Below are 20205 nucleotides of genomic sequence, written 5' to 3' on the forward strand. Positions count from 1 at the left end.
AAGATGGTAAGCCGAGCCGAACGTGGCCCCGTGGCCGACTGGTTCTGGACGATCGACAGGTTCTTTCTGGCGACCTTCATCCTGTTGATGGGCGTCGGCTTCATGCTGTCGTTTGCGGCGAGCCCGGCGGTTGCCGAGCGCATCGGCCTCGACAGCTTCCACTTCGTCCGGCGTCACGCGCTCTTCCTCCTGCCGTCGCTGGTGGTGATGGTCGGCATTTCCTTCCTCTCGCCACGCCAGGTCCGGCGGGCGGCGATCCTGCTTCTTGCCGGTTCGCTCGGCATGATGGTGCTGGTGCTCTTCATCGGCGAAGAGGTGAAGGGCTCGATGCGCTGGATCTCGCTCGGCGGGATTTCGATCCAGCCGTCCGAGTTCATGAAGCCGGCCTTCGTCGTCGTCTGCGCCTGGTTGTTCTCGGAGCATGCGCGCCAGCCGGAAATCCCCGGCAATCTCTTCGCCATCCTGCTCTTCGGCATCGTGGCCGCCCTGCTTGTCGCCCAGCCTGACCTTGGCCAGACGATCCTGACGACCGCCGTCTGGGGCGGCATGTTCTTCATGGCCGGCATGCCCTGGCTCTGGATCATCCTGCTTGGAGGTGCGGCACTCGGCGGCTTCTTCGTCGCCTATACGATGCTGCCGCACGTGGCGGCCCGTATCGACAAGTTCCTGACCGGGGAAGGCGACACCTTCCAGATGGACACGGCGCGCGAGGCGATCATCCGCGGCGACTGGTTCGGCCGTGGCCCGGGTGAAGGCATCGTCAAGCGCATCATTCCGGACAGCCACACCGACTTCGTCTTCTCCGTTGCGGCCGAAGAATTCGGCATCGTCTTCTGCATGGTCATCGTCATGATCTTCGCCTTCCTGGTGATGCGCGGCCTCAACCATGCCTTCCGCGAACGTAACGACTTCAACCGGTTCGCCGTTGCCGGCCTGGTGCTTCAGATCGGCATCCAGTCGATGATCAACATCGGCGTGAACCTCGAACTGCTTCCGGCCAAGGGCATGACCCTGCCGCTGATCTCCTATGGTGGCTCGTCCATGGTGGCGATCTGCGTCACTGCCGGCTTCATCCTGGCCTTGACCCGTCACCGCCCGGAGAAGCGCGCCGTGGAGCGCAGCCTGTTTCGGTCCGGCATTGGCGTGCCGGCGGAGTAAAATATGACTAAAGGCATCATCCTGCTTGCCGCCGGCGGTACCGGCGGCCATCTCTTTCCGGCAGAAGCGCTGGCCCACGAGCTGAAGGCCATGGGCTATTCCGTGCATCTGGTCACCGATAGCCGCGCCGAACGCTATGCCGGCAAGTTCCCGGCCGACGAGGTGCATGTCGTGCCCTCGGCGACAATCGGCTCGAAGAACCCGGTCAGTGTCGTCAAGTCGCTCTGGACGCTGTGGAGCGGCATGCGCGCTGCGCGCAAGCTGATTGCCCGGCTGAAGCCCAAGGCCGTCGTCGGCTTCGGTGGCTACCCGACCGTGCCGCCGCTGCTGGCGGCAACCGGCATGGGTGTGCCGTCGATCATCCATGAGCAGAACGCGGTCATGGGCCGCGCCAACAAGGCGCTGGCCTCGCGCGTCAAGGCGATCGCCGGTGGCTTCCTGCCCGAGGGCACGGGCGCCTTTGCTGCGAAAACCGTGACGACGGGCAACCCTGTTCGCCCGGCGGTGCTAGCCGCTGCCAAGACACCCTATGCGTCGGCTGTCGGCGACGCGCCGTTTCATCTTGTCGTCTTCGGCGGCAGCCAGGGCGCGCAGTATTTTTCCAAGGCGGTACCCCAGGCGATGTGCCGTCTCGACGACGAGGTTCGCCAGCGCTTCAAGGTCACGCAGCAGGCCCGGCCGGAAGACAAGGACGGTGTGATCGCCACCTATGAGAAGCTCGGCGTACCGGCCGAAGTCTCGCCCTTCTTTACCGACATGGCCGAGCGCATCGCCGGCGCCCAACTCGTCATCTGCCGCTCCGGCGCCTCGACGGTTTCCGAGCTTGCGGTCATCGGCCGGCCGGCGATCCTGGTGCCCTATCCCTATGCGCTAGACCACGACCAGGCGGCCAATGCGGCAGCGCTTGCCGCCAAGGGCGGCGCGCGCGTGATCGCTCAAGGCGAACTCACGGCCGACCGTCTCGCCGGCATCCTCAACGATGCGATCGGCAAGCCGCAATCGCTCGCCGATATGGCGGCAAATGCCCGGGAAACCGGCAAGCCGGACGCAGCAAGCTTGCTTGCATCCCTCGTAGAGGCTATTGCCAGCGGTTTGACAGTCGAGAAATTCAGGGAAACACGCTCATGAAAATGCCGAAAACCATCGGGCTGGTCCATTTCATCGGTATCGGCGGCATCGGCATGAGCGGCATCGCCGAGGTGCTGCATAATCTCGGGCACAAGGTCCAGGGGTCCGACCAGTCCGACAGTGCCAATGTGCAGCGCCTGCGCGCCAAGGGCATCGAAGTCTTCGTCGGCCACAAGGCCGAGAACCTCGGCGACGCCGAGGTGATCGTCGTCTCGACCGCGATCAAGAAGGACAATCCGGAGCTAATCGCGGCGCGCGAAAAATTCCTGCCCGTCGTGCGCCGTGCCGAGATGCTCGCCGAACTCATGCGCTTCCGCAATGCGATCGCGATCGGCGGCACGCATGGCAAGACGACGACGACCTCGATGGTCGCAGCGCTGCTGGAAGCCGGCGGGCTCGACCCGACCGTCATCAACGGCGGCATCATCAATGCCTATGGCACCAACGCCCGCATGGGCGAGGGCGAGTGGATGGTGGTTGAGGCCGACGAATCCGACGGCACCTTCCTGAAGCTGCCGGCCGACGTTGCCATCGTCACCAACATCGACCCGGAACATCTCGACCACTACGGCAACTTCGACGCCGTGCGCGCGGCCTTCCGCCAATTCGTCGAGAACGTGCCCTTCTACGGTTTCGGCGTGCTCTGCCTCGACCATCCGGAAGTGCAGACCATGGTCGGCAAGATCGAGGACCGCAAGGTCGTCACCTACGGCGAAAACCCGCAGGCCGACGTGCGCTTCCACAACATCCGCATGGATGGCGCCACCTCCGTCTTCGACATCGAGATCCGCCGCCGCCGCACCGGCCAGGTGATCCCGATGAAGGACCTGCGCCTGCCGATGCCTGGCCGCCACAACGTATCGAACGCGACCGCAGCGATCGCCGTTGCGCAGCGCCTCGGCGTCAGCCCGGAAGCGATCGCCAGAGGGCTCGCCTCCTTCAGCGGTGTGAAGCGCCGCTTCACGCTGACCGGCGAGACGAACGGCGTGCGCGTCTATGACGACTACGGCCACCATCCGGTTGAGATCAAGGCTGTGCTGCGCGCGGCGCGCGAGGCCTGCCAGGGCCGAATCATCGCCGTGCACCAGCCGCACCGCTACTCGCGCCTTTCGAGCCTGTTCCAGGAGTTCTCCGCCTGCTTCAATGATGCCGACACGATCCTGATCGCACCGGTCTATGCGGCGGGTGAAGAGCCGATCCAGGGGGCTACGGCGGAAGAGCTGGTCGATCGCATCAAGGCAGGCGGCCACCGCGACGCCCGTTTTGTTTCCGGTCCGGAAGCAATCGCGCCGGTTGTCAGCAAGATTGCACAGCCCGGCGATTTTGTGGTTCTCTTGGGGGCTGGCAGCATCACCTACTGGGCGGCTGCCCTGCCTAAGGAACTCGCGGATATTTCAGGAAATTGAGCATGAAACAGGTCAACGGTCAGAAACTACTGGAATCGCTCGGAAGTGGCGTCAGCGCTGTGCGCGGCCGCATCACGCCGGATGCGCCGATGGATCGTGTCACCTGGTTCCGCGCCGGCGGTCTTGCCGAGCTGATGTTCCAGCCGCACGACACGGACGATCTCATCACCTTCCTGAAGCTGGTGCCTGCTGAAGTGCCTGTCATGGTTGTCGGCGTCGGCTCGAACCTTCTCGTGCGCGACGGCGGCATTCCCGGCGTCGTCATCCGGCTGTCGGCCAAGGGCTTTGGCGATCTGGAGCTCGTCGGCGAAAACCGCATCAAGGCCGGCGCGATCTGCCCGGACAAGAACATCGCAGCCATGGCGCTCGATCACGGCATCGGCGGCTTCTACTTCTACTACGGCATTCCCGGCTCGCTCGGCGGCGCGCTGCGCATGAACGCCGGCGCCAATGGCGCGGAGACCCGCGAGCGGGTCGTCGAGGTGCATGCGGTCGACCGCCAGGGCAACCAGCATGTGCTGTCGAATGCGGACATGGGCTATGCCTACCGCCATTCCGCGGCGGCGAAGGACCTGATCTTCACCCATGCCGTCTTCGAAGGCTATGCCGAGGACAAGAACAAGATCCGCACCGACATGGACGCCGTGCGCCAGCACCGCGAAACCGTGCAGCCGATCCGCGAGAAGACCGGCGGTTCGACCTTCAAGAACCCCGAGGGCCATTCGGCCTGGAAGCTGATCGACGAGGCCGGCTGCCGCGGCATGATGATCGGCAGCGCGCAGATGTCGCCGCTGCACTGCAACTTCATGATCAACACCGGCCAGGCGACCGGCTACGAGCTCGAATATCTCGGTGAAACCGTGCGCCAGCGCGTGCTCGAACACTCCGGCGTCCGGCTCGAATGGGAAATCAAGCGCATCGGCACCTTCATGCCGGGCTACGAGATCAAGGAATTCCTCGGCCGCGGCATCGCTTAAGGCTGGTTGGGATCGTTTTTCGGAGAGGCCGCAGCGGACGCTGCGGCCTTTTTTGCTTGGGGCGATGGCGTTCCCTCATCCTCCGTCATGCTCGGGCTTGACCCGAGCATCCATGCGCCAGCGTGACTTGAGTGCCTTGGGTTTGGATCCTCGGGTCAAGCCCGAGGATGACGGCGTTGGGGGCTGGCACGAAAGAAGTGAAGTCCCAAAGGGATATGTCCGGCAGGTCAAAGAAAAGAGCCGCAGCGTTGCCGCTGCGGCTCTCCTTGTTTGCGGTCGGCCGCGCCCCGGGGCGCAGCCAGTCGTATCAGGCCGAAACCTCGTCTTCGGTCGACAGCACCAGGCAGAGCAGCGTGATGGCGGCGGCGGCGAGCAGGTAGTAGCCGACGTAGTCCAGGCTGTAGTTGGTGGCGAGCCAGGTGGCGATGTAAGGCGCCAGCGACGCGCCGAAGATGCCGGCGAGGTTGAAGGTCATCGAGGCGCCGGTGTAGCGCACCGAGGTCGGGAAGGGGGCGGCGAGTGCTGCGCCGATCGGGCCGTAGGTGAGGCCCATGAGGCCGAGGCCGATGATCGAGAACAGGAAGGCGCCGCCGATGCCGCCGGCAAGGAGCGGCGCCATGAACAGGCCGAAGGCGCCGATGCCGATGGTGGTGATGATCAGGATCAGGCGACGGCCGTAGCGGTCCGACAGGATACCGGCAACCGGGATCATCAGGCCGAAGAAGACGACGCCGGTCATCTGCACGACCAGGAACTGCTCCCGCGAATAGCCGAGCTTCGCCGTGCCCCAGGAGAGCGAGAAGACGGTCATCAGGTAGAACAGCACGAAGGTCGCAAGCGCCACGAAGGTGCCGAGCACCAGGCTGCGCTTGTGGAAGCGGAAGATCTCCATGATCGGCACCTGCACGCGCTCGTGCTTGTCGACGGCCTTCTGGAACTCCGGCGTTTCGGTGATCTTCAGGCGGACATAGAGACCGACGGCGACCAGCAGGATGCTGGCGATGAACGGCACGCGCCAGCCCCAGGCGAGGAAGGCCTCGTTGCTCATGACTTCGCCGAGGATGAGGAAGGTGCCGGCCGAAAGAATGAAGCCGATCGGCGCGCCGAGCTGCGGGAACATGGCGTACCAGCTGCGCTTGCCCTCAGGCGCGTTCTCGGTGGCGAGCAGCACGGCGCCGCCCCATTCGCCGCCAAGCCCGAGGCCCTGTCCGAAGCGGCAAAGGGCGAGCAGGAGCGGGGCTGCAACGCCGATCGACGCATAGGTCGGCAGAAGCCCGATGACGACCGTGGAGATGCCCATGGTCATGAGCGCCGCCACCAGGGTCGCCTTGCGGCCGACCTTGTCGCCGAAATGGCCGAAGATCACGGCGCCGAAGGGGCGGGCGAAGAAGGCGATCGAGAAGGTCGCGAAGGATTGCAGCATTGCCGAGGTCGGATCGGCGGCCGGGAAGAACAGGTGCGGGAACACCAGTACGGCGGCGGTGGCGTAAACGTAGAAGTCGAAGAATTCGATGGTCGTGCCGACGAGGCTTGCGAACAGCACCCGGGCAGGGGAGTTCACTGCCGCGTGCTTTGACGCATTGTCCTTCGGCGACAGGGAGGTTGTCGCGTCTGTCATTATCATAATTCCTGATGTGGATTTCATACCGTCTTGGGAGGCGGGTGAGGGCCTCTTAACGCAAGTTTCGGCATGGCGAAACCCTGATACCGTAAGAAGTGCGAACGATATCGCCGCCATGCGCAGCATTCTTCTGCTGCGGCGCGGCCCAGGGCCGGCCGCACGGAACCGGCTTTCTGGTTGCGCGCCAACCGGCCTGCTGCCGGCCAAGGCTCACGCTTTGCGGGTGCGTGGTGCGGCCCGACAACCCGGATTGACGGGAATCAAATTGTGGCAAACTCTGGGCAGTTGAAGCGATCGGCTTCGTTTTTCAGGAGCGAATGCATGTTCAAAAAGCTTTCAGCAGAATTTCTCGGTACATTTTGGCTCGTTTTTGGCGGTTGCGGCAGCGCGGTGCTGGCTGCTGCTCTTCCCGGCGTTGGTATTGGTTATCTTGGCGTCTCACTCGCTTTCGGTCTCACCGTCCTGACCATGGCCTATGCGGTCGGCGGTATTTCCGGCGGTCATTTCAACCCGGCCGTTTCCGTCGGCCTGACGGTCGCGGGCAAGTTCCCGGCGTCGAACCTTGTCGGCTATGTCATCGTCCAGGTGCTGGGCGCGATTGCGGCTGCCGCCGTCCTCTATGTGATCGCCAGCGGCAAGGGCGATTTCCAGCTCGGCGGCTTTGCTGCCAACGGCTATGGCGAGCATTCGCCGGGCGGCTATTCGCTGACGGCGGCGCTGGTGGCCGAAGTGGTGCTGACCTTCTTCTTCCTGTTCATCATTCTCGGCTCCACCCATGGCCGGGTGCCGGCGGGCTTCGCACCCATCGCCATCGGGCTGGCGCTGACCCTGATTCATCTCGTCTCGATCCCGGTGACGAACACCTCGGTCAATCCGGCCCGCTCGACAGGGCAGGCGCTCTTCGTCGGTGACTGGGCGCTGTCGCAACTGTGGCTGTTCTGGGTGGCGCCGATCGTCGGTGCGGCGATCGCCGGCATCGTCTGGAAGATCGTCGGCGACGACGATTGATCAAGTCAGGATGCCGTCACGCATGGACCCGCCGCCCTCGATGCGGCGGGTTTTTTCATTTTTTCTTCTGTTTATGCATTAGATTCAAGATTGCTCCGCAACCCTTTGATCTGTCGCTAAAATGCCTTGTTCCACATGCGCTTGCGCCTGCAGATGGCGTTTCATTTCCTGACTGGGGTTAACGAAAGTAAACGGTTCGTTAACCTTAATGACGTTCTAGTGACCCCAATGGCACAGCTGACTCGCGAGGGCGGGAGCCAGCCAGACGCAAGGAAACCTTGCGATAGTGGCGTATTGTCTGGGGGTTTGAATGAACGGCAAGCATGTGGCTGTCCTGATGGGCGGATTTTCTTCGGAGCGACCGGTTAGCCTGTCGTCCGGGGCTGCCTGTGCGGATGCCCTGGAGGCTGCCGGCTATCGCGTCACCCGCATCGACGTCGACCGCAAGATCGCAGAGACGCTGGCCGCGCTGCGCCCCGACGTTGCCTTCAACGCCCTTCACGGTCCGTTCGGCGAGGACGGCACGATCCAGGGCATCCTCGAATATCTCGAGATCCCCTACACCCATTCCGGCGTGCTTGCCTCGGCGCTCGCGATGGACAAGGCGCAGGCGAAGCATGTAGCGGCTGCTTCCGGCATTCCGGTCGCCGATGCGCAGGTCATGGACCGCCATGCCTTCGGTCCGAAGCATCCGATGAAGCCGCCTTACGTCGTCAAGCCGGTTTCCGAAGGCTCGAGCTTCGGCGTCGTCATCGTCAAGGAAGATCAGTCGCATCCCCCGCAGGTGGTGACGTCGAGCGAATGGCGCTACGGCGACCGAATCATGGTCGAGCGTTATGTCGCCGGCCGTGAACTGACCTGTGGCGTCATGGGCGACAAGGCGCTTGGCGTCACCGAAATCATCCCGCAGGGCCACGCCTTCTACGATTATGATTCCAAATACGTAAAAGGTGGTTCGCGCCACGTCATTCCGGCACAGATTTCACCAAATATTTACCAAAAAATACAAACACTCGCTCTGAAGGCGCATCAGGCAATCGGTTGCCGGGGCGTCAGCCGATCCGACTTTCGTTTCGATGACAGTTCCTCCGCTGAGGGCGAGCTGATCTGGCTGGAGATCAACACCCAGCCCGGCATGACTCCGACCTCCCTGGTGCCCGAGATGGCCGCGCATGCCGGCTACAGCTTCGGTGAGTTTTTGAGTTGGATGGTGGAGGACGCGTCGTGTTTGCGTTGAGGGGCAAAAGGGGCAAGAGGGTTCGTCACCTCGATGGCGCCGCCGCCGCCGATGTGGACGGCGCGCGCGTACTGCCGCGTCCGCTTCGTCGTGTCGTGCGCTTCTTCGTCAGCCTCGGTGCTGGCCGCATTCGTTTTCCCGCTCATACCGGCACGCTGTCGGCAATCGCCTTTTTCGCGGCAACCGGCTTCTACGGCATGTCGCTCGGCGGCCACACGCAGAATTTCGCGCAGGCCTCGACCACGGCCGCGGGCTTTGCGATCGAAGACGTCAAGGTTTCCGGCAACGACCAGACCTCGGAAATCGACATCCTCCAGCAGCTCGGCCTCGACGGCACGACGTCGCTGGTGGCGCTCGATATCGCCGAGGCGCGCAAGCTGATTGCGGAAATGCCCTGGGTGCAGGGGGTTACCGTTCGCAAGATCTATCCCGGCACCATCGAGGTCAGCCTCACCGAGCGCAAGGCCTTCGGCATCTGGCAGCACGGTTCCGACCTTTCGCTGATCGAGCGCAGCGGCAGTGTGATCGCGCCCTTGCGCGACAACAAGTTTGCGGCGCTGCCGCTCTTCGTCGGTCGTGACGCCGAAACGGCGGCTGCCGATTTCTACGACGAGTTTTCCCGCTGGCCGGAGATCCGCTCGCGGGTGAAGGCCTTCGTGCGCGTGGCCGGCCGCCGCTGGGATCTGCGCCTCGACAACGGCATCGTCGTCAAGCTGCCGGAGCACGACGTCGCCCGGGCGATGAAGGTGCTCTCCGATATGGAAAGCCAGCACCAGCTCCTCGAGCGCGACATCGCTGCCGTGGATCTGAGGCTTGAAGACAGAACAACAGTTCAGTTGACACCGGACGCAGTGACCCGGCGCGAAGTTGCCTTGAAGGCGAGGGACAAGATGCTGAAGGCGCAGGAGACCGAAAAGAAGAAAGAAGGCCGCATATGAGTCTGTTCGGTTCCTCCAGCTTTGGCCTGCCGCGCCTGAAGCCGCTTTCCTCGAAGCGGTCTCATGTCGTCTCGGTGCTGGATATCGGTTCGACCAAGGTGGTCTGCATGATCGGCCGGCTGACGCCGCGCGCCGAGAGCCAGATCCTGCCCAACCGTACGCATAGCGTCGAAATCATCGGCATCGGCCACCAGAAGTCCCGCGGCGTCAAGAACGGCGTCGTCGCCGACCTCGATGCGGTGGAAAGCGTCGTCCGGCTCGCCGTCGACGCGGCCGAGCGCATGGCCGGTCTCACCATCGACAGTCTGATCGTCAACGTTTCGGCCGGCCGGCTGCAGAGCGACGTCTACACCGCGACGATCGATCTCGGCGGCCAGGAAGTCGACGCCAACGATCTGCGCAAGGTTCTGTCGGCTGCCGGCCAGCAGTCGCTGCGCTCCGACCGCGCCATCCTGCACTCGCTGCCGACGGGCTTCTCGCTCGATGGCGAGCGCGGCATCCGCGATCCGCTGGCCATGTTCGGCGACGTTCTCGGCGTCGACATGCATGTGCTGACGGCCGAACGGGCAGCGCTGAAGAACCTCGAACTCTGCGTCAACCGCGCTCACCTTTCGGTCGAGGGCATGGTTGCCACCCCCTATGCCAGCGGTCTTGCAGCGCTCGTCGACGACGAAGTCGAACTCGGCTGCGCGGCGATCGACATGGGCGGCGGCACGACGACGATCTCGGTCTTTGCCGAAGGAAAGCTGGTTCACGCCGACGCTGTCAGTCTCGGCGGCCATCACGTGACGACGGATCTGGCGCGTGGTCTTTCGACCCGCATCGAGGATGCCGAACGACTGAAGGTCGTGCACGGCTCGGCCCTGCCCAACAGCGCCGACGAGCGCGACATCGTTTCGGTTCCGCCGATCGGCGAGGACGACCGCGATCAGCCGACGCATGTGCCGCGCGCCCTCGTGTCGCGCATCGTGCGCGCCCGCATCGAAGAAACGCTCGAACTCATCCGCGATCGCATCCAGCGCTCGGGCTTCAGCCCGATCGTCGGCAAGCGCATCGTTCTGACGGGCGGCGCCAGCCAGCTGACCGGCCTGCCGGAAGCGGCCCGCCGCATCCTCGCCCGCAATGTTCGCATCGGTCGTCCGCTCGGGGTTTCCGGGCTGCCGGCCGCTGCCAAGGGCCCCGCCTTCTCCACGGCGGTCGGCCTGATGATCTATCCGCAGGTCGCCGACCTCGAGACGCATGCCTCCCACGGCGGCATGTTCTCGGCGCTCGGCGCCGGCAACGGCCGCATCGCCCGCATGGGCCAGTGGCTGAAAGAAAGCTTTTGAGTGACGGCTGGCTCCGAACAGGGACGGGGCCGGTGAAGACAAACTGAAAGATTTGGCCGGCTCGGCAAGGCGGCCAGAAAACAGAAGGAACGGGACTATGACTATCAACTTGCAGAAGCCGGATATCACGGAGCTGAAGCCGCGCATCACCGTCTTTGGTGTGGGCGGTGGTGGCGGCAACGCCGTCAACAACATGATCACCGCAGGCCTCCAGGGCGTCGATTTCGTCGTCGCCAACACGGATGCCCAGGCACTCACCATGACCAAGGCTGAGCGCATCATCCAGATGGGTGTCGCCGTCACCGAAGGTCTCGGCGCCGGTTCGCAGCCGGAAGTCGGCCGTGCGGCCGCCGAAGAGTGCATCGATGAGATCATCGACCACCTCAACGGCACCCATATGTGCTTCGTCACCGCCGGCATGGGCGGCGGCACCGGTACCGGTGCAGCCCCGATCGTCGCACAGGCCGCCCGCAACAAGGGCATCCTGACGGTCGGCGTCGTCACCAAGCCGTTCCATTTCGAAGGCGCGCGCCGCATGCGGCTCGCCGACCAGGGCATCGCCGAACTGCAGAAGTCGGTCGACACGCTGATCGTCATTCCGAACCAGAACCTCTTCCGCATTGCCAACGACCGCACGACCTTTGCGGACGCGTTTGCGATGGCCGACCAGGTTCTCTATTCGGGCGTTGCCTGCATCACCGACCTCATGGTCAAGGAAGGCCTCATCAACCTCGACTTCGCCGACGTCCGCTCGGTGATGCGCGAAATGGGCCGCGCCATGATGGGCACCGGCGAAGCTTCGGGCGAAGGCCGCGCACTGGCCGCAGCCGAAGCCGCGATCGCCAACCCGCTGCTCGACGAAACCTCGATGAAGGGCGCGCAGGGCCTGCTGATCTCGATCACCGGCGGCCGCGACCTCACCCTGTTCGAACTCGACGAAGCGGCAACCCGTATTCGCGAAGAAGTCGACCCGGATGCCAACATCATCCTCGGCGCGACGTTCGACGAAGACCTCGAAGGCCTCATCCGCGTCTCGGTCGTTGCCACCGGCATCGACCGTACGGCCGCGGAGGTGGCGGGTCGTTCCGCCGACTTTCGTCCGGTAGCAGCAAAGCCGGTCGTCCGTCCGTCTGCCGCGGTTCCGGCCCAGCAGCCGCAGGCCGTTGCCCAGCACCAGCCGGCCCCGGTTCACCAGCCGGTGATGCAGCAGCCGGTCGCCCAGCCGGTTCAGCAGCCGATGCAGCAGCAGGCTACCGCCGACCAGATCGCCGCCGCCATCCGCGAAGCCGAAATGGAACGCGAACTCGACATCGCGACCCGCGCCGCCCAGGTGCAGGCCCAGGCTCCGGTTCAGCAGCCGATGCACGAAGACAACTTTCGTCCCCAGAGCAAGCTTTTCGCCGGTGCCGCACCGGTAGAAGCCGCTCCGGTCATGCGCCAGCCGCAGCCGCAGATGCAGCCGGTTCAGCCGCAGCCGCAGCCGATCATGCGCCAGGAGCCCGTCGCTCCGGTCATGCGCCAGCAGCCGGAACAGGTTCGCATGCCGAAGGTCGAAGACTTCCCGCCGGTCGTAAAGGCCGAGATGGACCGCCGCGCACAGCCGGCTGCCCCGATCGCGGAAGAGCGCGGCCCGATGGGCCTGCTCAACCGCATCACCAGCTCGCTTGGCCTGCGTGAACGCGAACAGACCCCGGCAGCCGCCGACATGACGGCTTCCGCACCGACCGCTGCTTCCCAGCAGCGCCGGCCGCTCTCGCCGGAAGCGAGCCTCTATGCGCCGCGTCGCGGCCAGCTTGACGATCACGGTCGCGCTTCGCCGCAGGCGCGCCCGCAAGAAGATGATCAGCTCGAGATCCCGGCGTTCCTGCGCCGTCAATCGAACTGATTGGAAGGCCCGTTCCTTCACCTTGCCGAATGCCCGGGCAACTGCCCGGGCATTTTTGCATTTTGTTCATCATTTCAGGTGTTTGATTCCATGTTACGGACCGTCGCAAATGCGTAACAAAGCGAAACGAACAGTGATTTGGAATGGTGCCTCCAAACTCCTATTTTCAGACTCGGAATTGGGGACGCATGCGATTCGATCAAGCGCTGTCTGTTCGAAACGCAGAGGACCGGTTGTTGAACCGGGACTCTCGGGTATCTTTCTTGTGCCCTGAAGGTTGTTGCGTCCACCAGCAGGTTTTGGCCATCGGCCACAGGTATTGAAAGTGACGAGAATGGGAATCGAATTGCTCGGGTTTCAGACGACGATTGCAAGCCCGGTAACGCTCAAGGGCATCGGCGTGCATTCGGGCGCGGAAGTGTCGATCACCTTCCATCCGGCCGAAGCCGATGCGGGCATCGTTTTCCAGCGCGTCCTGTCCAACGGCCGGGTCAGCGAATATAAGGCGGTTTCCTCGCAGGTCGGTAACACCGATCTCTGCACTGTTCTCGGCATGTCGCCGGCGACCTCGATCGCCACGATCGAACATGTCATGGCTGCGATCTACGCGCTCGGCCTCGACAACCTCACGGTCGAAGTGCACGGCGCCGAAATGCCGATCATGGACGGCAGCTCCGAACCTTTCATCGATGCGATCGAGCTGGTGGGTGTTCGCGCCCTTGCGGTCAAGCGTCGCTACATCCGCATCGTCAAGCCGGTGCGTATCGAATCAGGCGCCTCCTGGTCGGAGTTCACGCCCTATGACGGCATGCGCTTCGAGGTCGAGATCGATTTCGATTGCCCGCTGATCGGCCGCCAGGCCTGGAAGGGCGACATGACACCTTCCGTCTTCAAGCGCGAACTGTCGCGTGCCCGCACCTTCGGTTTCATGCGTGATGTCGAACGCCTCTGGGCCGCCGGCTTCGCACTCGGCTCCTCGCTCGAAAACTCCGTCGTCATTTCCGACGACAACACGGTGATCAACGTCGAGGGCCTGCGCTACACCGACGAATTCGTGCGCCACAAGACGCTCGACGCCGTTGGCGACCTCTCGCTCGCCGGCGCGCCGTTCATCGGCTGCTACCGCTCCTACCGCGGCGGCCACAAGATGAACGCCAACGCGCTGAAGGCACTGCTCAGCGACCCGACGGCCTACGAAGTCGTCGAAACCGCAACCCCGCGCCAGCGTACCCGCGCGCGCGATATGGTTGCAGTGGCAGCTCCGGGCTTCGCGCCCTGGTCCGCATAACAAAAAAAGACATCATCTCCTCCAGTCGCCGGCCGAAAGGCCGGCATTTTCATGGTAGAGCTGCCACAAATTTGCATGAATCACCGATCATGACGTTGCGGTCTCAAGGTAACTTGCTCTAAAAGCGCATGTCTGGCGGGGTCCATGCCCGCAGAGTGGAACGGGAATATCCGATGGTTCTTGCAGTTTCTGTGGATTTGAAGAAGTCAGCGCGCGTCGCCGCCGTCATTGTCGCGGCTGTTGCCGGCAGCGCCCTGATCACCGCCTGCCAGAACGATCCCGATATCGACATCACCAAGCTGACGGCCGAAACCGATCCGCCGGAAGTGCTCTACAATCAGGGCCTTGCCAACCTCAATGCCGGCAAGACGACGGAGGCGGCGCGCAAGTTCGAAGCGCTCGACCGCCAGCATCCGTTTTCGGAATATGCCCGCAAGGCGTTGGTCATGAACGCCTTCGTTTCCTATCGTAACGGTCAGTACCAGGAGGCGATCAACGCCACCGGCCGCTACCTCAATCTTTATCCGCAGTCCGAAGACGCGGCCTATGCGCAGTACATCCAGGGTCTCGCCTATACCAAGCAGATCCCGGCGGTGACGCAGGACCAGAAGCCGGCCTTCAAGGCGATCGAAGCCATGCAGGCGGTCGTCGACCGCTACCCGGACTCCGAATATGTCGACGACGCCAAGTCGAAGATCCGCTTTGCCCGCGACCAGCTGGCCGGCAAGGAAATGCAGGTCGGCCGCTACTATCTCGAGCGCAAGGAATACCTTGCCGCCGTATCGCGTTTCCGCGTCGTCATCGAGCAGTACCCGAACACCAACCAGGTGGAAGAGGCGCTCGCCCGTCTGACGGAAGCCTACTTCGCGATGGGCGTGACCCAGGAGGCGCAGACCGCTGCCGCCGTTCTCGGCCACAACTATCCGGACAGCCAGTGGTATTCCGATTCGTTCAAGCTGCTGCAGTCGGGTGGCCTGGAGCCACGTGAAAGCGGGAACTCCTGGATCTCGCGTGCCGCCAAGAAACTCGTCGGCGCCTGATTTTATCAGCGCCCTCTAGGAAGATATGACCCCGGATGCTTGCCCAGCTTTCGATCCGCGATATCGTCCTGATTGAACGGCTTGATCTCAATTTCGACGCCGGGCTCTCGGTGCTGACCGGTGAAACCGGGGCCGGCAAGTCCATCCTTCTCGACAGTCTGTCGCTCGCCCTTGGCGGGCGCGGCGACGGCTCGCTCGTGCGCCACGGCTCCGACAAGGGGCAGGTGACGGCGGTCTTCGACGTGCCGATGGGGCATTCGGCGCGGCTGATGCTCAGGGAAAACGGCATCGACGACGACGGCGACCTGATCTTCCGCCGCGTCCAGTCGGCCGACGGCCGCACCAAGGCCTATGTCAACGACCAGCCGATCAGCGTCCAGCTGATGCGCCAGCTCGGGCAGACGCTCGTCGAAATCCACGGACAGCACGATGACCGCGCGCTCGTCGATATCGACGCGCACCGCACGCTGCTCGACGCCTTCGGCGGCACCGCCGACGAAGCGGCGCATGTGAGCGAACTCTATCGCGCCTGGAAGGATGCCGAGCGCGGCCTGAAGAAACACCGCGAGCGGGTCGAAGCGGCCGCGCGCGAGGCGGACTATCTGCGGTCCTCGGTCGAGGAACTGGAGAAGCTCAGCCCCCGCGACGGCGAAGAAGACGAGCTTGCCGAAAACCGGGCGCGGATGATGAAGGCCGAGCGCATTGCCGGCGACATCAACGAGGCCTCGGAGTTTCTCAACGGCAACGCTTCGCCGGTTCCGCTGATCGCCTCGCTGGTGCGGCGTCTCGAGCGCAAGAGCCAGGAGGCGCCGGGCCTGCTCGAAGAAACGGTCGAACTGCTCGATGGAGCGCTCAACCAGCTTTCGGACGCGCAGATGTCGGTCGAGCGGGCGCTGCGCAACACGGAATTCGACCCGAAGGAACTGGAGCGGGTGGAGGAACGGCTGTTCGCTCTGCGCGCCGCCAGCCGCAAATATTCGGTACCGGTCACGGAACTGCCGGCGCTCGCCGTCCGCATGATTTCCGATCTCGCCGATCTCGATGCCGGCGAGGAAAAGCTGAAGCAACTCGATGCCCAGGTCGGCGTGGCGCGGGTGGCGTTCGACGCTTCGGCGCGCTCGCTTTCCGAAAAGCGTCGCCATACCGCGACAGCACTTTCCGACGCCGTCATGGCCGAGCTGCCGGCGCTGAAGCTCGAGCGCGCGCGCTTCATGGTCGAGGTGCAGAGCGATCCGTCGCTGCCGACGGTCGACGGCATCGACCTCGTCGAGTTCCACGTCCAGACCAACCCCGGCACGCGGCCGGGGCCGATCATGAAAGTGGCTTCGGGCGGCGAACTTTCGCGCTTCCTGCTGGCGCTGAAGGTGGCGCTCGCCGATCGCGGCTCGGCGCCGACGCTCGTCTTCGACGAAATCGACACCGGTGTCGGCGGTGCGGTGGCCGATGCCATCGGCCAGCGGCTGAAGCGGCTTTCGGCAACGGTTCAGGTGCTCTCGGTCACCCACGCGCCACAGGTCGCAGCCCGCGCGGCAACGCATCTCCTGATCTCCAAGGGTCCTTCGGCCGAGAAGGCCGAGATGATTTCCACCCGTGTTGCCCGCATGGACGACAAGGCGCGCACCGAAGAAATCGCCCGCATGCTGGCCGGCGCTTCGATCACCGAAGAGGCGAGGGCGGCAGCCGCTCGCCTGCTTTCCGGCAACGGCTAGATCATCCTGCCGCCAAGTGGAAACATTGGCGGTTGAAGGATGCGATGTCCTCAGAGTGCGCATCCGAACCCACGGCCTTGGGCTTCCTAAGCCTTTTGGTTGAATTGTTGCGCCGCTGCACCCGTGTTCTATTTCCTCTGCGGTTGGGGCACTTCGAGCATGTGGGAGAAACTTCAGCATAAACTGGAGATCCGGTTTGCGCAGATGCGTGCGCATCCGGAACTGATCCTGCTCATCGCGCTCGCCTATGCCGGCCTTATCCTGACCATAAGGGACGCGAACCAGGAATTGGGCGGCTTCGGGGTGGTCGCGTGCGTTGCGATCGCCGTGATTGCAGCAACTCTTGTCGCAAGGCTACGACGTGCCTCACAGTTCGGGCCGGCGGAGGAGGTGGCCGATCCTCAACCGCCGAACGCGGACGAAGCCACGCCGTTGGCGCTTGTGGCGCCCTGCGCGCGTGGGGACCGTTCCTATCTTGTCCGCGTCCCGGCGCCGACGGCGGTCGCCTATGATGTGGTCCGCAAGGCACAGGATGTGTTTCGCAGCGGCGCGATCGATCCCGAAGAGGATATGAAAGCGTTCCATTCCGATCCCTACAGCCTGATTTGCCTGCAGGATCCCGACCAGAACATCTTCGGCTTCATCGACTACTACGCCTTCGAGAAGAACCACTTCAAACTGTTCTTGCAGGGCCACTATGCCTTCGACAATCTCTTGGCGAGCGGGCTGCTTGCCCATCCGCAGGCGCGAAAGGCGAAGGTCGTCTATCTCGCGACCATCCTCAATTTGAGCTTCCTGCTCGATTCCATGCGCGCCGAGCGCCGGCGGCAGAACGGCATCCTCGTCTGGGCGACGATCTCGGCGATCCTCGAACACCACACGTTCCCGCCCGATGGCATCGACATCTACAGCATCGGCTGGGACAAGGGCGGGGCTGCGATCCTGAAGATGTTCGGCCTGCAGCCGGTCAGCCGGGTGATGCGTGGCCAGGCGAAAGGCAAATGGATCTACTGCAAGCGTGGCGTCCAGAAAAAGGATCTCGAGGCCATCCGCTGCCGTTATCAGAGGCGCTATGAACGCTGGTGCGAACTGGATGTCCGGCCGCTTGCCGGGCTCGCGCCGGGGGGCGTCAATGCCACTGGCGCGTGAGCCGACGGCGCCGGACGGTCTTTTCTTTCCCATCAGTTGCTCTACAAAACGACTCCGAATCCGGAGTTGTCGCGCATGTCCCAAGAATTGAAACCCGTCGAGAATCTCAACGAAGCGGAAGCGGCGGAAGCGCTTGCCTTTCTCGCGGCCGAGCTTGCGCGCCACGACGCGCTTTATCACGGCCAGGACGCGCCGGAGATTTCGGATGCGGACTATGACGCGCTGAAGCGGCGCAACGACGCGATCGAGGCGCAGTTTCCGGCGCTCATCCGCGAGGACAGCCCGTCGAGGAAGGTCGGCGCGGCGCCGTCCGTCACTTTCCAGCCGGTCGTTCACGCCCGGCCGATGCTGTCGCTCGACAACACGTTTTCCGACGAGGACGCCCGCGATTTCGTCGCCTCGGTCTATCGCTTCCTCGGGCAGCTACCGGATAATTCGATCGCCTTTACCGCCGAGCCGAAGATCGACGGGCTCTCCATGTCGCTGCGCTACGAAAACCGCCGGCTGGTGACGGCCGCGACCCGCGGCGACGGCACGACGGGGGAAAACGTCACCGCCAATATCCGCACCATTGGCATGATCCCGCAGACGCTGCCGGCCGGCGCGCCTGATATCGTCGAGGTGCGCGGCGAAATCTATATGGCGAAGTCCGACTTTGCCGCGCTCAATGCCGAGATGGCAGCGCTCGGCAAGCCGCTCTACGTCAACCCGCGCAACACGGCTTCCGGGTCGCTGCGCCAGCTCGACGCCAAGGTGACGGCGAGCCGCAAGCTGCGTTTCTTTGCCTATGCCTGGGGCGAGATCTCGGACATGCCCGCCGATACGCAGATGGGCATGGTCGAGGTCTTCAAGGCCTGGGGCTTCCCCGTCAACCCGCTGATGCAGCGCCTCTCCTCGGCCGATGCGCTGCTCGAACATTACCACCACATCGAGCGTGAACGGCCGGATCTCGACTATGATATCGACGGCGTCGTCTACAAGGTTGACCGGCTCGACCTGCAGGCCCGCCTCGGTTTCCGCTCGCGCTCGCCGCGTTGGGCGACGGCGCACAAGTTCCCGGCCGAGCAGGCCTTCACCCGGTTGACGGCGATCGACATCCAGGTGGGCCGCACCGGCGCGCTGACGCCGGTTGCTCGCCTGGAGCCGATCACGGTCGGCGGCGTCGTCGTCACCAATGCGACGCTGCACAACGAAGACTACATCAAGGGTCTCGGCAATTCGGGCGAGCCGATCCGCGAGGGCAGGGACATCCGCATCGGCGACATGGTGATCGTCCAGCGCGCCGGCGACGTCATTCCGCAGATCGTCGATGTCGTCATGGACGAGCGCAGGCAAGGCTCGGAGCCCTATCGTTTCCCGACCACGTGCCCGGTCTGCGGCAGCCATGCGGTGCGCGACATCAACGAGAAGACCGGCAAGGTGGATGCGGTGCGCCGCTGCACCGGCGGCTTCGTCTGCCGCGCCCAGGCGGTCGAGCACCTGAAGCACTTCGTCTCGCGCAACGCCTATGACATCGAGGGCCTCGGTTCCAAGCAGATCGAGTTCTTCTTCGAAAGCGAGGATCCGACGCTTTCGATCCGCACGGCGCCCGATATCTTCACGCTGGAGAAGCGCCAGGAGGCGTCGCTCACCAAGCTTGAAAACATTGACGGCTTCGGCCGCGTCAGCGTGCGCAAGCTTTACGACGCCATCAACACGCGGCGCTCGATCGCACTGCAGCGGTTCATCTACGCGCTCGGCATCCGCCATGTGGGCGAGACGACGGCGAAGCTCTTGGCGCGCTCCTACGGCACTTATGAACACTTCGGCGAAGCGATGCGCGACGCGTCGACCTTTACGGGCGACGCCTGGAACGAACTCAACAGCATCGACGGCATCGGCGAGGTCGTCGCCCGCGCCATCGTCGAGTTCTACAAGGAGCCGCGCAACCTCGAAGTGGTCAACCGGCTGCTGTCCGAGGTGACGCCGGAGGCGGCGGAAGCGCCGGTCGCCAGCGACAGCCCGGTCGCCGGCAAGACGGTCGTCTTCACCGGTTCGCTCGAAAAGATGACGCGCGACGAGGCCAAGGCCAAGGCTGAAAGCCTCGGCGCCAAGGTGGCCGGATCCGTGTCGAAGAAGACCGATATCGTCGTTGCCGGCCCGGGCGCCGGCTCCAAGCTCGACAAGGCCCGCGAACTCGGTGTCGCGACCATGGACGAGGACGAGTGGCTGGCGCTGATCGGCGGGTAGGGGCTGCCATGATCCATGGCCGATCGCGCGAGGCGCTTGAACCGCGCGAGAGTTTGCAGCGTCTCGAAGGGCGCCGAGCCCGGTTCAGTCGGTGGTGGTGGTGG

15 protein-coding genes are annotated in these 20205 nt (G+C 64.0%); 14 read left to right on the forward strand and 1 reads right to left on the reverse strand.

The window, feature by feature from the left end; all coding sequences use genetic code 11:
• Positions 1-3 precede the first annotated feature (3 nt).
• From ftsW to murB, 4 genes are read left to right on the forward strand one after another with little or no spacing between them, the layout of a single operon-like run.
• The gene (ftsW, locus tag OKW20_RS18460) at positions 4-1158 is read left to right on the forward strand and encodes a putative lipid II flippase FtsW (protein ID WP_043615892.1); all 1155 of its coding nucleotides are present in this window, start codon (positions 4-6) and stop codon (positions 1156-1158) included.
• A gap of 3 nt (positions 1159-1161) precedes the next feature.
• On the forward strand, positions 1162-2286 hold the full coding sequence (gene murG / locus OKW20_RS18465) for an undecaprenyldiphospho-muramoylpentapeptide beta-N-acetylglucosaminyltransferase (RefSeq protein ID WP_429174046.1): 1125 nt from the start codon (positions 1162-1164) through the stop codon (positions 2284-2286).
• Positions 2283-3692: a UDP-N-acetylmuramate--L-alanine ligase gene (gene murC / locus OKW20_RS18470; protein WP_192446742.1), complete on the forward strand. Its 1410-nt coding sequence runs from the start codon at positions 2283-2285 to the stop codon at positions 3690-3692. Before murG ends, murC begins: the two co-directional genes overlap by 4 nt.
• A 2-nt stretch (positions 3693-3694) precedes the next feature.
• A complete protein-coding gene (murB, locus tag OKW20_RS18475; protein ID WP_043615900.1) occupies positions 3695-4669 on the forward strand; it encodes a UDP-N-acetylmuramate dehydrogenase in 975 nt (324 codons plus the stop codon).
• 307 nt (positions 4670-4976) lie between these two features.
• Here the strand turns inward: murB and OKW20_RS18480 are convergent, their stop codons facing one another.
• A complete protein-coding gene (locus tag OKW20_RS18480; RefSeq protein ID WP_429174048.1) occupies positions 4977-6287 on the reverse strand; it encodes an MFS transporter in 1311 nt (436 codons plus the stop codon).
• 324 nt (positions 6288-6611) lie between these two features.
• Here OKW20_RS18480 and aqpZ point away from each other — a divergent pair, with 324 nt between their 5' ends.
• The 10 genes from aqpZ to ligA all read left to right on the forward strand — a co-directional run bounded on the left by aqpZ (position 6612) and on the right by ligA (position 20101).
• Entirely contained in the window at positions 6612-7298 is a 687-nt protein-coding gene (aqpZ, locus tag OKW20_RS18485) for an aquaporin Z (protein WP_043615908.1), read from the forward strand.
• A 310-nt stretch (positions 7299-7608) separates the two neighbouring features.
• Positions 7609-8535 carry a D-alanine--D-alanine ligase gene (locus OKW20_RS18490; protein WP_429174051.1) on the forward strand — a complete coding sequence of 309 codons (927 nt, stop codon included), beginning with the start codon at positions 7609-7611 and terminating at the stop codon, positions 8533-8535.
• A complete protein-coding gene (ftsQ, locus tag OKW20_RS18495) occupies positions 8523-9473 on the forward strand; it encodes a cell division protein FtsQ (RefSeq protein WP_043615914.1) in 951 nt (316 codons plus the stop codon). The genes OKW20_RS18490 and ftsQ overlap by 13 nt, the downstream gene beginning before the upstream one ends.
• Positions 9470-10801, forward strand: a complete 1332-nt coding sequence (gene ftsA / locus OKW20_RS18500) for a cell division protein FtsA (protein WP_034792498.1) — start codon at positions 9470-9472, stop codon at positions 10799-10801. Before ftsQ ends, ftsA begins: the two co-directional genes overlap by 4 nt.
• A 97-nt stretch (positions 10802-10898) precedes the next feature.
• On the forward strand, positions 10899-12686 hold the full coding sequence (gene ftsZ, locus OKW20_RS18505) for a cell division protein FtsZ (RefSeq protein WP_192446737.1): 1788 nt from the start codon (positions 10899-10901) through the stop codon (positions 12684-12686).
• A 334-nt stretch (positions 12687-13020) separates the two neighbouring features.
• Complete coding sequence (gene lpxC / locus OKW20_RS18510; RefSeq protein ID WP_429174052.1) at positions 13021-13974, forward strand: UDP-3-O-acyl-N-acetylglucosamine deacetylase; 954 nt, start codon at positions 13021-13023, stop codon at positions 13972-13974.
• Between the two features lie 173 nt (positions 13975-14147).
• On the forward strand, positions 14148-15014 hold the full coding sequence (locus OKW20_RS18515; RefSeq protein WP_043615925.1) for an outer membrane protein assembly factor BamD: 867 nt from the start codon (positions 14148-14150) through the stop codon (positions 15012-15014).
• Positions 15015-15049: 35 nt separating this feature from the next.
• Complete coding sequence (gene recN, locus OKW20_RS18520; RefSeq protein ID WP_192446735.1) at positions 15050-16723, forward strand: DNA repair protein RecN; 1674 nt, start codon at positions 15050-15052, stop codon at positions 16721-16723.
• 159 nt (positions 16724-16882) lie between these two features.
• Positions 16883-17872 carry a hypothetical protein gene (locus tag OKW20_RS18525; RefSeq protein WP_429174054.1) on the forward strand — a complete coding sequence of 330 codons (990 nt, stop codon included), beginning with the start codon at positions 16883-16885 and terminating at the stop codon, positions 17870-17872.
• Between the two features lie 75 nt (positions 17873-17947).
• Complete coding sequence (gene ligA / locus OKW20_RS18530) at positions 17948-20101, forward strand: NAD-dependent DNA ligase LigA (protein WP_429174055.1); 2154 nt, start codon at positions 17948-17950, stop codon at positions 20099-20101.
• Positions 20102-20205 lie beyond the last annotated feature (104 nt).

This window comes from Ensifer sp. LBL (assembly GCF_050435225.1).
Taxonomy (GTDB): domain Bacteria; phylum Pseudomonadota; class Alphaproteobacteria; order Rhizobiales; family Rhizobiaceae; genus Ensifer.